At 67.9% G+C, this 12871-nt stretch carries 12 protein-coding genes and 1 pseudogene; 4 read left to right on the forward strand and 9 right to left on the reverse strand.

The window, feature by feature from the left end; genetic code table 11:
- Nucleotides 1–12: 12 nt before the first annotated feature.
- Nucleotides 13–972, reverse strand: coding sequence for a nuclease-related domain-containing protein (locus tag FBY41_RS22925; RefSeq protein WP_221629414.1), 960 nt, complete (start codon nt 970–972; stop codon nt 13–15).
- A 792-nt stretch (nt 973–1764) separates the two neighbouring features.
- On the opposite strand from FBY41_RS22925, the pseudogene FBY41_RS24315 reads away from it, so the two are divergent.
- The 4 genes and pseudogenes from FBY41_RS24315 to FBY41_RS22940 form a co-directional block, all read left to right on the forward strand.
- Nucleotides 1765–1863 (forward strand): annotated as a pseudogene (locus FBY41_RS24315) (DUF2510 domain-containing protein); the annotation flags it as partial.
- A gap of 186 nt (nt 1864–2049) precedes the next feature.
- Nucleotides 2050–3369 (forward strand): DUF4041 domain-containing protein, encoded by a 1320-nt coding sequence (locus tag FBY41_RS22930; protein WP_446496955.1) that lies wholly within the window; start codon nt 2050–2052, stop codon nt 3367–3369.
- Between the two features lie 235 nt (nt 3370–3604).
- Nucleotides 3605–4528, forward strand: a complete 924-nt coding sequence (locus tag FBY41_RS22935) for a hypothetical protein (RefSeq protein WP_141847604.1) — start codon at nt 3605–3607, stop codon at nt 4526–4528.
- A 206-nt stretch (nt 4529–4734) separates the two neighbouring features.
- Nucleotides 4735–5523, forward strand: a complete 789-nt coding sequence (locus tag FBY41_RS22940) for a DUF6308 family protein (RefSeq protein ID WP_185749229.1) — start codon at nt 4735–4737, stop codon at nt 5521–5523.
- 54 nt (nt 5524–5577) lie between these two features.
- On the opposite strand, the gene FBY41_RS22945 is transcribed toward FBY41_RS22940, so the two are convergent.
- The 8 genes from FBY41_RS22945 to FBY41_RS22980 all read right to left on the reverse strand — a co-directional run bounded on the left by FBY41_RS22945 (nt 5578) and on the right by FBY41_RS22980 (nt 12674).
- A complete protein-coding gene (locus tag FBY41_RS22945) occupies nt 5578–6108 on the reverse strand; it encodes a hypothetical protein (protein WP_260439987.1) in 531 nt (176 codons plus the stop codon).
- Nucleotides 6109–6421: 313 nt separating this feature from the next.
- Entirely contained in the window at nt 6422–7024 is a 603-nt protein-coding gene (locus tag FBY41_RS22950) for a hypothetical protein (protein ID WP_141847610.1), read from the reverse strand.
- Complete coding sequence (locus FBY41_RS22955) at nt 7021–7968, reverse strand: hypothetical protein (protein WP_141847611.1); 948 nt, start codon at nt 7966–7968, stop codon at nt 7021–7023. Before FBY41_RS22955 ends, FBY41_RS22950 begins: the two co-directional genes overlap by 4 nt.
- Nucleotides 7965–8921: an ATP-binding cassette domain-containing protein gene (locus tag FBY41_RS22960; protein ID WP_141847614.1), complete on the reverse strand. Its 957-nt coding sequence runs from the start codon at nt 8919–8921 to the stop codon at nt 7965–7967. The genes FBY41_RS22955 and FBY41_RS22960 overlap by 4 nt, the downstream gene beginning before the upstream one ends.
- Nucleotides 8918–9802 (reverse strand): hypothetical protein, encoded by an 885-nt coding sequence (locus FBY41_RS22965; RefSeq protein ID WP_141847616.1) that lies wholly within the window; start codon nt 9800–9802, stop codon nt 8918–8920. The genes FBY41_RS22960 and FBY41_RS22965 overlap by 4 nt, the downstream gene beginning before the upstream one ends.
- Complete coding sequence (locus FBY41_RS22970; protein ID WP_141847617.1) at nt 9799–10353, reverse strand: RNA polymerase sigma factor; 555 nt, start codon at nt 10351–10353, stop codon at nt 9799–9801. The genes FBY41_RS22965 and FBY41_RS22970 overlap by 4 nt, the downstream gene beginning before the upstream one ends.
- Nucleotides 10354–10516: 163 nt before the next feature.
- Nucleotides 10517–11128, reverse strand: a complete 612-nt coding sequence (locus tag FBY41_RS22975) for an isochorismatase family cysteine hydrolase (RefSeq protein ID WP_141847619.1) — start codon at nt 11126–11128, stop codon at nt 10517–10519.
- Nucleotides 11129–11339: 211 nt separating this feature from the next.
- Nucleotides 11340–12674 (reverse strand): hypothetical protein, encoded by a 1335-nt coding sequence (locus tag FBY41_RS22980; RefSeq protein ID WP_141847622.1) that lies wholly within the window; start codon nt 12672–12674, stop codon nt 11340–11342.
- Between the last annotated feature and the right edge of the window lie 197 nt (nt 12675–12871).

Genomic DNA, 12871 nt, shown 5'->3' on the forward strand with positions numbered 1-12871 from the left:
GCCGGCCACCCACTAGATCCAGGTGCTGGACCGGCGGATCTGATTGAAGATCGTTTCGACCTCTTGATCGGGCAGGACGGACGGCAGTGCTGATGCCCACCGTTTCAGCCCGCGCCGTGTGGTGATGGTGACGTCTCGCGGCGACGTGCGAATCGTGAGCTTGCCGGGGTCCACGAGAACGATCACGCTGTGCGCCTCGATGGGGCTTCCGGTGGCGGCGGTCAGCAGGCGGCTGGCGCGAGCAGCTTCATGCCGCGAGTTACGCAGGTACGGCTGCTTGCGTCCGTTCACCATGAATGTGTGCTCACCGACCCAGATGGATGCGCCCGGATGCGCCTTGGTATTGAGGGTGAAGACGCCTCCTGGGCCTACGAGTACGTGATCGATGTCGGAGCCTCTGGTCCCCACCGGAACTGAATGGACGTAGCGCCAGGCCCCGGGGCGGGCGATGCGCCAGAGTTCCGCTGCCACGGTCTCCTCACCCCGGGCGCCTTGGGTCCACGCGCGGGTTTCCCGTCTGGCGGAGAAATCGAACCACCGTGGCTCGGGCAGCTGGGCGGCGCGGTGCCAGAGTGCGTGGCCGGGATCATTCCTGACCAGGTCGCGCCAGCCTGCATGGGGAGGGTCCACCGGCACTCTCCAGCTGGGGTGGTCCAGCTGCCACTCTCGGTGGGCCGCGACGGCGCGCGCGTGCTCCCGTTGTGAACGGCGTCGGGCCAGCCAGGCAGTCAGCCCACGACCGGACGGCGGTTCGGGCGGGGACGGTTCGCTCGACTCTGGGCCGCAGCGGATGCCGTGCGTGCGTAGCCAGTCGGCCAGCACGTGCTCCATCAGTTGGGCGTAGTCCGGAGAAGTCGGGTAGTCGTTTCCGGTGTCGAGGTCCCGATAGCCTGCAATCGTGCCATCGCTGAACCAGACATAAGCGTGGTTGATTCCTGGTTCCTGGCGCCATGAGATCTCTGCCGACAACACGCGTAGAGAATGCCCGCCTAAGCGGTCGGTGTCCTCAGATTCGGGAAATTGAGAGGCGCAGAGCGAGGTCGAATCCCGCGACCTGACGCAGCGCGGCGAAGCCCCGGGTCCAACGATTAGTAGCGGGTCGTCCCGGCGGGACATCGCGTCCGAACGGCGGCGTCGCCAGATGACCCGCGGAAATGCCCGGTGCCAACGCGGCGGTGGACTTTCGTGGTTGACCATCGAACGGCAACGCGTCAGGCTAGCCTGACAGGCGTGGGACGAGGACGCAGCAAGTGGCAGGACGGTCGACGTGCATGGGAGCGACTGAACCACTGGCATCGTGGCGTCGTCGATCGCTTCCCGGACGAGTATCCGGATCGAGCATTGGTCGGCCGGGGAGCAGTTGCCGCTCTAAGCGACATCACTTTCGTGCGCCAACTGCTCGATGAACTCGAGACCCGACTGGTCCGAACCGCTCGTCAAGGTGGAGTCGCCTGGTCCGAGATCGCAGCACCTCTGGCGATTACTCGTCAGGCAGCTTGGGAGAGGTGGCATGACTTGGACGATCTCACTTCCAGTGAAAGCACCCAGACCGCCGAGTGATCAGCTCCGTTTCGTAGCCATCAACTGGCGGTCTCAGTGTTTGAGGCCGAGGACGAGGCTGAGGGCGACTCGCGGCGTGAAGACGCACCATGCGTCGGCCGCGTGCAGACCTCGTCGGGAGCCTCCGCTGGGCGCCGAAGCCCCTTCATCGAGATGCGGCCTCTAGCCGCGTCGAATAGCGTGACCCAGTCGAAAGGGAGTTGGATGGCGGGAAATACGGCGTCTGGTTGGTACCCGGATCCGATGGGGAGGTTCGATCACCGTTACTGGGATGGCAACGGATGGACCGAGCATGTAAGCAGCGCTGGCACGCAGGCCATAGATCCGGTGGAAGCGACCGCATATGAGGGTGCAACCGCCATTGCCCCATCCGGGGGTGCGGCCGAGCCGGGGACCTTGACCGACGCAGGAGGGACCAACTCCGGGTCGGCAGGCGTCCTGGCAGGAGCGTCGACTCCGCTGTCTGAGGCTGCCGCCCACGCAGCGACCATGAAGGTCAACACCTTCAATGCGAAGCGCGTCGCCACTGAGCTCCAGAGCGAGTACGGCGTCCTGACCCGTGAAGTGGCACGCCTCCGGGGGATCCTGGCCGATCTGGGTGCCTTGGATATGGCCGCCCGGCAGCGCCGCATCGACGAGCAGCGACAGACGGAAGAGGCGCTGCGCCATCAGGTCGCCGAACTGCGGCGCCAGCTCAGCGAACTGGACCAACAGGTGATCGTCAACCGCGACCGACTTGTCCTCGAGGAGGTTGGCCTCTTCGACTTCGAACATCCTGCTGAAGCGTCTGCCTCGCTGGCGACGGAACTGGAGTCCCTCAGGTCACAGATTCGCCAGGCAAACAAGCTGGGAACCGCCATCACCGCAACATCGAACTTCACGTTCAACAACTCCGCCGCGAAGGGTCGCACCTTCGTCAACCAGATGAGCAGGATCATGCTCAGGGCCTACAACGCCGAGGCCGAAAACGCCGTCAAAACCGTCAAGGCCGGCAACCTGGCTTCAGCGCAGAAGCGACTGTCAACCGCCCGCGACCAAATCGCCAAGCAAGGCCAGATGATCGATCTCACCGTGACCGATCACTACCACTGGCTGCGGCTTCGCGAGCTGGAACTGGCGTCACGACACCTGCAGGCCGTTGCCGCCGAGAAGGAACTCGACCGCGAACGGCGGGCCGAACTGAGAGAGCAACGCGCGCTGGAAGCCGAGATCAAACGCGAGAAGGAACGCCTGGAGAAGGAACGCGCGCACTACCTCAACTCGATCCAACGGCTACGAGACTCCGGTGACGCCCAAGCGGCCGACGCGCTCCAAGCCGAACTCGACCGCATCGACGCCGAAATCGCTGAGGCCGACTACCGCGCAGCGAACATCCGCGCCGGGTACGTCTACGTCATCTCCAACATCGGCGCCTTCGGCGAGGGCGTCGTCAAGATCGGCATGACACGACGACTGGAACCGATGGACCGCATCCGCGAACTCGGAGACGCATCCGTCCCGTTCACATTCGACGTGCACGCCCTCTTCTTCAGCGACGACGCTGTCACCATCGAGGCCATGCTCCACAGAGAGTTCGCCCAGCAAAGGCTCAACAAGGTCAACCCGCGCCGCGAGTTCTTCAGAGTGCGACCCCAGCAGGTCCTCGAGGCCTTGACCGAGCACAAGGTCTCCGTGCTCGAATTCACCACGCACGCCGCGGCAGATGACTTCAGAATGAGCTGGCCAAGCGGATACTCATCAGAACCCGACGACACGGCAGCCAGAGCAGCCGGACCCGGCGGACCCGACCATTTGCTTCCCTCACGTTGAGACTCCAGCGATAGGCCGCGCTGAGGTGGGCCAAGGTCGGCGGTCGGCACGCGGCGGAGTGACCCACCTTACGTCTGTGGCTCGAGGGATCTATCAGCATGTCGCACTCGTGACGGGTCGGCAGGGCCCGGGTTGGGCATGGCCATGCGATCACGGCGAGTCGCTTTTCACCGTGCGTGGTCCCGAATCAAGTGGCATGCTCTGAGAAATTCGTTTCGAGGACAAGGAGTCATGGGTGGCGGACGAGACTCTGGAACTGTCCTATGCTGGCCCGGCCCTCGAATCGCACAGCATCGACGCCAGAGAACTCGGGCCGGCGCTCATCGCCATTTCTGACCTCTTTGTCACCGCACACATTGAGCTGGGTCGCGAGGGTCCGCTCCCGGCTGTGCGCGTTGTAGCCACCTCCGAGGGATCCTTCATTGTTCACCTACTCGTCAGTACGCCTTCCAACGTCCTTGGCGCGTACCTAGAACCAGTCGCGGACTGGCTAAATACGTCGGGACCGATGGCCACAGTCACTGGGCTGGGCATCGTTACACCCGTCATCGGGGGTCTAGCGTGGATGGTCGCGCGGGTTCGAAAGGGCATAGAGAAGCGCGTTACTCCGGTGGCACCCGGGGAAATCGAAATCGAGTGGCCTGATGGCACCAAGCTGCGCGTGTTGGGAGAGGCCGCCCAGATCGTCGAGAGCATGGACATGAGACGTGCCATCAAGAAGGTTGGCGCGCCACTCCGCCGCAGGGGCGAGATCGACCGAATGACTATCCGGACCACGGACGAGAACCAGCCCGAAGTCGCGATGGAGTCCGCCGATCTTCGTGCGCTCGATGCCCTTCCTACCGATGACACGCTTCTCACCGACACCGAGCGAGAGGTTGTCCTTCGGCTCAAGAAGGTCGCCTTCGATCACGAGCGCAAGTGGCAGGTCACCGACGGCAGTTCAACCTTCTGGGCGGCGATGATGGACCTCAACTTCGCCCTCAAGGTCGCAGATTCACAGGAGTCCTTCTCCGCGAATGATCAGCTTCGGGTCAGCCTGCGCGAGAGGCAGTTCACTACGGACAGTGGCGGCATCCGAGCTGAGCATTCGATCGTTCACGTGATCGAGCATCTCAAGTCGCCTGAGCAGTCACACCTTCCCTTCGATGATTCGTAGGCCCTAGTGGAGCCTCACACAGAGGTGGAAGGGCACGGGTCCTTCGCGGCGAAGTGGGGCACCCATGGCGGGCGCTCTTGCCGCCGATCGTCCCCGCCGCCGGCCCCCGAGCCGCCGCGCAAGAACTGGTTCGCCGGCCGCAAGACCCTCACGGGGCTGGTCGGACTGGGTCGTCCTCGCGATCGTCGCCGCGGCTCTCAACGGCGGTGGAGGGGGGCGCGGCGTCCACCATCCTGTCGCCCGTCGTTGTTACGGTGCGGGCACCGAGACAGGGGAGATGCACGATGGCGAACGACGAGTGGTCGCGACCGACGACGGAGCAGTTGACCCATGCGAAGAGCCAGGCGCTCCTGGCTCTGCAAACGGAGCGCTCCGGGTGGCGCCTTCGCCGCTACTACGACACGGCGGGTGACTACGCCGGTGCCAGCTTCGCCACGATCGGCACGAACGACGCCAGCGTGATCGCGGCCGACGACCTCTTCGCGGTGACCCTGCTCAGCGTCAGCATCCCGGCAGGTGCAGCCCGCCTCCTCACGGAGCCGGGAGGGTCGAGCGACACGGTGAACGAGGCGCTGCGAGCGCTACCGACCGAGTCGCTTCGAGACGTCGAGGATGGCGGGCTGCGTGACATGGAGACGTTCTATCGACGCGTCAAGGCCGCCCTGGCGAAGGCCGGCGTCGAGAACTCCAACCCGTGGGTCACGGCCAGCAAGCTCTGTGCGCGCAAGCGCCCAGATCTCCTTCCGGTGCGTGACAACGTCGTATGCGCGCTGCTGGGCCTGCTGCCCAAGGGCAACTACCAGGTGGACTGGCAGGTCTTCCGCCATCTCATGCGGGATCAGGAGGTGCTCGATGCCATCGAAGCCGCCGCTGAAACGGCCATGCAGGACGCGGACGGCACGCTCGTGGTGATCGACAGGGAGCCGCTCCGGATCCTCGACGCAGCCCTGTGGTGCAGCGTGATCATGCCCGATCGTGTCGAGGCCACTGCCTGAACCAGGTCGTGTCCCGACGGGTCGCTCGGTGGACACGGCGCCGCCCCCTGCGGGTCACTCGCAGTTGATGCACACTCCGGAGAGCGGCATCTCCATGAAGCAGGTCGGGCAGATCGACCCGCGGCGTACCTCCGGCGTCGCCGCCCTGGGACTGCGCTCCCGAGACTCGCGCATGCGGGGAGTCAGGGTCGGCCGCGCATCGCCCGGGACGTCCGCTCCCCAGTGTCGGTAGCACTCGAGGCGCGAGGCGGCTGCGTGGGTTTCCCGCTCGAGCTGGTCGTGGATCGGCGGCTGGCCGGAGACGCGCAGCACTTCGTCGTAGCCGGCACCGACCTGTCCGTCGTCCTTGTGCACGACGAGTGACGTGAGCGGCGGCTCGCTGCGTACGTGGTTGACCTTGACGATGTCGGCCAGCAGGCCACCGATCCAGTTGCGCATTGCGGACCGCGTGTAGAGCTTCGAGCGCCGCTGCACCTCCTCGGCCAGCTCGGAGTAGGTGATCACCGCGTTGTAGCGCCCCGCAGTCTCCACCAGCACCTCGTACGCGTGCTTCGCCCAGTAGGGCTGAGCCACCTTGGGCGTCACATACCTCTCGCTGTCCGACACAGTCAGTCATTCCCTTCCACGCGTCATCGACAGTGGACAGTCTCCACCGGCGGCGAACTTGCCACCGAGGCGGTGCCCTGCGGCTCGGCAGAACCCGCGCGGTGAGCCGAGCGTTCGCGCCGCGAGCGCGGACGGTGTCGCGACGCACGGGGCGGGCGGTCTCGCCAATGACTGATCGACCGCGGCTCGCTGGTGGTGTTGGACATGCCGGGGACGTTCCTCGCACCCTGCTCCAACTGACGGAGCAGGGTGCGAGGAACCGCCCGAGACGTCTCGTCGCCAGGGACCTTCGTCAGTCGAGTGGGTCGCGGGTCGCCACCCACAGCACCGCAAGACTGACCAGGGCAACGGTTCCCCACAGCGTCAGCGAACCAGCCCAGCGCTGACCGGTCGCAGACGGGAAGAGCTCCACCCACCGCTCGAGCGGGCGGGCGACGGCCAGCACCAGCACGATCGCAAGGAGCCCCCCTGCCACAGCATCACCTGGCTCGGCCGCCCGCCGCCGCGCCGCCGCCGAGACGGCGAGAGCCCCGAGTACGAGCCCGGCCAGCTGTGTGACGACGCCGAACCGAGCACTGTCGCCGGTGCGCCCCGCCGCCAGGACCATTGCGAGGGCGCCCAGCCCGACGATCGCAGCAGCGACGAGGAGCCGAGCCAGGCTCCGGGCGCGCAGCGTGGTCGGCGTCGCCGCCACGGCCTCGCTCGCTGCCTCGTCCAGCACGTATGCCGTCCCCGCCGCCAGCAGCGGAACGCCCACTGCCGCAATGGTGCCCGCGACGGACGCGGTCGGCCAGGCCGAGACCACCAGCAGGAGCGCGAGCCCGCTCGTGGTGAGCAGCGCGACGGGCCGCCACGGCACTCCCGTGACGGGCCCGAGCGCGGGGGGAAGAATCACTTCGTCGTGACGACGGCAGGGCCGTCCGGGTAGGAGCGGACGGGTTCGCTGAGGCCACCACTCGCCGCGAGGACGTAGGTCACCAGCGACACGGCGACGAGCACGCCACCAGCCCTGACGAGACGGCGCCGGGTCTGGCCTTCGGACCGCCACAGCAAGGCGGCAAGCCCGGCAAGGGCGCACAGGGTCAACAGCCAGACGAAATACCACCACGGCGATCCCGTGAGGCTGAGCACGCTGTCGGTGTTCTCCGACACTGTGGTGAAGCCGCTCAGCGGGGCGAAGAGCCGCACCCAGCGGTGCCAGGCGGGTGGCGAAGCCTCGTCGCCGCTGAACGCACTCATCACCGTCAGGGTCCAGACCGCGACGAGGATGACGAGCACAGCTGACGCACCGCGGAAGCGCCACCACCGCCCCGCGGCGATCCCGAGCAACGTTGCACCGGCGGCCGCGACGACCGAGTTGCCGACGATGACCGTGGCGATCTCGCTGTGGGAGAACACGCCATACATCCAGTCGGGTGCGTCCAGTGCCGCCGGGGTGAAGCCGTAGTAGAAGACGAGCCACCACGACGCCACGAGGCAGGGGATCAGCGTGATGACGCATAGCGCCGCGGTCCGGGCGGTTGTCGAGGTGGGCGCTGCCTCGACGAGCTCGTCGGCGCGGTCGAACGAGCGGGTGATCCGGTAGGCGGCCAGCATCGCGCCGAGTCCCACGGTCAGGGCGACGACGGGAAGCCCCAAGGCGTTGCCCGTGACCTGGTCGGGCTCCTCGCTGAGAGCCATGGCCGTCGACACGATGCCGAAGGCAGTGCCCCCGACGAAGGCGGGGTGGCGTGCGAGGCGCCCAGCCTCGAGGCGGGCGAGAGCAGGCAAGGCGCCGCGTGGGACAGTCGACGTGGCCACGGTCGGCGCGGTCAGGGCGTCGTGCGGTGTGCTCGTCATGACGACACCTCCGTCGAGATCGTGGGGTCGTCGGAGGAGCGACCGGTCGCGCCACGGAGCAGCAGGTAGGCGTCCTCAAGGCTGGGCTCCACGAGCTCCGCGCCACGCGGCACCTGCTCGCCGACGTTGCGATAGCGACCCGACGCCGTGCGCCAGGAGGCCTGCGCCGCCGCATCGGGCTCGGCGGCCATCCACACGCGGCCGGCCGCCAGCGACACGAGCTCGGGCACGGTGCCGTCGAAGTGGACGCGCCCGGCGTCGAGCACGATGACGCGACTGCAGAGCGCTGCGACGTCCTCGGTCTGGTGGGTGGAGATGACCATCGTCGAGGTCGCGGCGATGTCGGCGAGCACCCCGCGCAGCGAGGCCCGCTGCTCCGGGTCGAGACCGGTCGTGGGCTCGTCGAGGACGAGCAGCTCCGGCGTGCCGAGGAGCGACTGCGCGAGAGCGACCCGACGGCGCTGGCCCCCGGAAAGCCGGCTGATCCGCTTCGTCGAGACGTCACCGAGGCCGACAAGATCGAGCACGCGGCGCACCTCATTCGTGCGAGCACTCCGATCTGCCCACTCCTTGAGGACGGCCATGTAGTTGACGAACGCCATGGCGGAGAAGCCACGGGGGAAGCCGAGCTCCTGCGGTTGGTAGCCGAGCCGCCGCCTCACCTCGGTGCGCGCGGCAGGGTCGCCCGGGTCGCGTCCCAGCAGGCGCACCTCGCCGTCATCGGGACGTAGCACGGTGGCGATGACACGCAGCATCGTCGTCTTGCCGGCGCCGTTCGGCCCGAGAAGCCCGGTGATGCCCGGGCCGAGGTCGAGGTCGACCCCGTCGAGGGCGGCGAGGGAGCGATAGCGCTTCGTGACGCCACGGAGCGTGACCGTGGTCGAGCTGCCCGGGCCGTGTGGACGACTCGAGGGGGTTGACCTGCTCGAGCCGGGTGATGAGGTCGAGGTCATGACGAGATCCTTCCGATGGTGCCGAGACGTCGCGCCCGGAGGACGAGCACTGGAGGCCCGATGAGAAGTAGGAGGAGATAGAGGACGACGTAGCGCGGTGCGAAAACCGCCCAGATGCTGTCGAGCCTGCTGGCCGCAGCGGTGCTGATGACCCAGAGGAGGGTGATCGCCGTCGCCGGACGCCACGGACCGAACCACGTCGAGAGCCCGAGCACCGCGGCGGTGAAACCCAATGCCGGCAGCAGCCAGACCCAGGCGGCCGCCTCGCGGAAGAAGAGCTGGCCGACGAGCACGACCGGCAGCGCGGCGAGCAGCACTGCCCCCGTGCGGAGCAGGACCAGCCGTGCGAGGGGATAGGGCGTCGCACTCTCCTGCTCGAGCGCTGCCCCCGCCTCGGGCCCGAAGGCCGTCGCGACCGCGAGCACCGGCACGAGCGGCGCGACGGTGAGGAACATCGTGACGGTGCCGGTCCGAGCCGCCACCGCACCCCCCACCGCGAAGGCGACCGCGAGCGAGACTGCGCAGATCCATGAGCCACGGAGCGCGGGAGCAACGGCGACGAGCATCGCGTCGCCCTGAGGCAGGCCGAGACGACCCAGGATTCGCTCGAGTCGCGACACCCGCGGCAGCTCGATCTCGTCGCGCACGGATGCCCAGACGGCGTCGAGGTCAGGAAGTGAGCCCACGTGGGAGGCCGGCGGATCAGGCTCGCTCGACGCGGCGGCATACGGCAGCGGAGCGGCGTCGAGCACGCTCGCAACGGCGCCCTGGCATTCGGCGCACGCGACGACGTGCTGCTCGACCGAGAGCGACACGAGACCGTCCGCCTCACCGAGCACCCACGCGCGGAGGTCGCGGGGGAGGACGTGGTGCGTGCTCATGAGCGGTGTCCTTCCATGAGACTGGCGCGCAGATGCGCCTTGGCGCGGTGCACGCGCGTCTTGACCGTGCCCTGCGGGATGTCGAGCAGCCGTGCGGTCTCTCGGGTCGTGAGCCCGTCGAGGACCGTGGCCTGGATGACGGCTCGCATCTCCGGGGAGAGGTTCGCCATCGCTCGGCCGAGGTCGCCGTACTCCACCCCCTGGAGCAGCTCGTCCTCGACGGTCGGCGAGGTGGCCCCCGAGACCGCCGGGTCGCGCAGCAGCACGACGTCACGACGGGAGCGCAGGCGACTCACGAGACGACGGATCGCGATGCCCCACAGCCACGCGCCCACCTCCCCCCGCCCCCGGTAGCGCTGGGCGCCCTGCCACGCCGCAACGAACGTGTCCTGGAGGACGTCCTCGACGACCTCACGGTCGTTGCACCGGCGTGCGAGTCGCACCGACAGCCACGGCGCGTGCCGGTCGTAGAGCTGCCGGAGGGCGCCCAGGTCACCATCGGCCAGAGCCTCGAGGAGGGCCTGGTCGTCGGGGACGACGAGCGGTGCCATATCTCCACTGTCGCGCGGTGGTGCCCGAACGGTTCCCTGATCTCCGGTATGCCGCCTGGCTCAGGCAGTGGGGCAACGCCTCCTCGCGTCGGGGCCGGGGACAACACCGCGGCCCGGACGGCACCCATCGCGACCGGTATCAGGCCGGTGCTGCCGCTGGGCCTCAGGCGGTGGCGGCGTTGGCCTCGAGCAGCCACTCGATCATCTGATCGGTGGTGGTGACCTGTGCAAAGAGCGCTCCGACCGTGGCGAGCGATGCGCGCTGGACCGCCTCGACACTGAGGCCCGGAACTCCGCCGGTGGTCGTCGCATCGCTGATGAAGAAGGCCCGGACGTCGCGGACCATCGCCTCGCGAGCAGTGGTCTCGCAGCAGACGTTGGTCTCGATGCCGGTGATGATGATCGTGTCGGCCCCGAGCTGCTCGAGCCGCTCCAACAGGTCGGTGTCGTGGAAAGCCCCGAAGTGCGGCTTCTCGAGGCGCTGGTCCTTGCGCTCGATGATGAGGGACTCGTGGAAGGCCGCCGTCTGCGAGGTGCGTTCGAGCATCCCGTCACGCACGGACGGGAAGAGCTCGCCGAGCAGGCCGGTGTCCGCCCCCGCCGGGTGGGCATGTCGCACGTGGATCACCGGCATGCCGAGCGAGCGGCACGCAGCTGCAAGGCGGTTGATTCGCCCCACGACCTCGAGCGAGTTCGCCGCCATCTCGACGAAGACGTTCTGGATGTCGACGTTGATCAGAGCCATCCGATGCGGCGCGACCTCGAACTGCATCATGGGCAAGCCTCCTCAGCGGCCCGTGCGAGCCGAGCGCCGGAGAGAGAGGCGCACGCCGAGGGAGTCCGTCGCCGTTGCGGGCAGCACGAGAGAGTGGTCGTGCGGCCACGCTACTCGGGACGGCGCTGTCGCACGGCTGGATGCGGACGGCATACGGAAGGGGCGGGGTCGGCGTGACACCGACCCAGCCCCTTCGCGCGCAGTATGTCTCTCAGCAGCCCGTGGCAGGCGCCCGGAAGCCGGGGAACGGGTTGAGGTCGCCCATGAGGGTGTAGCGACCGCCGACACCCGACTGGTTCACCTCGGAGCCTGTCGCGTTGGACGGCAGCCGCAGGAACCACGGCAGGAGCGCCTCGTCCTCCGGGTGGTAGTAGCCGTCGGCGCTCTGCGTGCCGTCGGGGTTGGGGCCCTGGCGGTAGGCGTTCGCGCCCATCGCGAAGCCGATCGAGACGACGGGGTCACCGGTCTCGAGCACGCCGGTGCAGCCGTACTGCGGGGCGGTCGGCGTGACCCACGGGTTCACCGTGTTGTTGACGAACGGGTCGTCCGCCCACTCGGCGATCTCGTGGCTGATCGCGTGGATGTCCTGCAGCGCCCAGTTGGTGCCGCCGTCGGGCCGCGAGTAGAAGCCGGGGCGCACGTAGGACGCCCACGCGAAGGTCTGCACCGGGGCGTCGCCCTGTGTCTTGCCCGTGCCGAGCCGGTCACCGGCGGCCTTCGTGCCGTGGTAGCCGATGATGCAGCAGTCAGCGATCGACTTGCCGGTGTGCAGGAAGATGTTGTCGGTCAGGTAGAGCGGCAGGTGCGTCGGGTCGGCGCTCGTCTCGAGATTGTTGATCTGCGATGACCACCAGCCCACGTCGATGCTCGCGCCGTGCACTCCGCGACCGCTCTGGATCAGGCCGCCCTGATTGCTCGGCACCGTGATCGTCACGGGCGCAAGGACATTCGCGTGCAGACGCAGGTGGTAGCTGCTCCCACCGGTCTTGGCGAACTGCGCACGCATCGTCGCGTCCTGCAGCTGGAGGGGCACCCCGGCGTCCGCCTGTGACAGCGCGCCGCCCGGTCCACGCTTGAACGCGGCGTCCGTCGCCGCCGGCGTCGTGCCGTAGTCGTTGTCCGCGAACTGCGGCGAGGCGAGCGTCGGCGCGACGACGTCAGAGCCGTCGAAGGTCTCCCCGCCGATGACGACCTTGATCGGGGTGATGTCGACCTCCACGGTGACGTCGCACGCAACGCCGCTGCACGTGTGAGGGTTCGCGCCGACCATGTTGTAGCCGTACGTCACCCCGTTCGACGGATCCTTCGTCTGGCCGTACCAGTGCGGGATCGTCTTCGTCGTGGGCAGGACCTTCGCCCCGCCCATCGTGATCGACTGGGCCTTGAGGTCCTCGTCGTGGATGAGCTGCGGCTCCGTGGCCGTCGTCGCACTGGTGCCGCTGGTGGGGCTCGTGCTGCTCGTCGTGCTGGCTGTCGCGGTGGTTCCCGCCGCCAGCACCAAGGCGCCGGCGGCGATGACCGCCGTCGTCAACGAACGAATCGTCATGTGATTGTGGCTCCGTCCATGGGTTGTGGAACTGACCCCCGATGGATCGGAATGTAACCTCGCGAATCCGCGCTTCGGACGCTGGGCGGGGGGTCAGTTTCGGCCGAATTCCTCTGCTACGCACGGCATTCAGCGAACTCACATGGTCCTGGCATCTCCGTCCCAGCCACCCGGGGCGCCGCCCGCCACCCTCCGAC

This window comes from Humibacillus xanthopallidus (genome assembly GCF_006716675.1).
Lineage (GTDB): Bacteria > Actinomycetota > Actinomycetes > Actinomycetales > Dermatophilaceae > Humibacillus > Humibacillus xanthopallidus_B.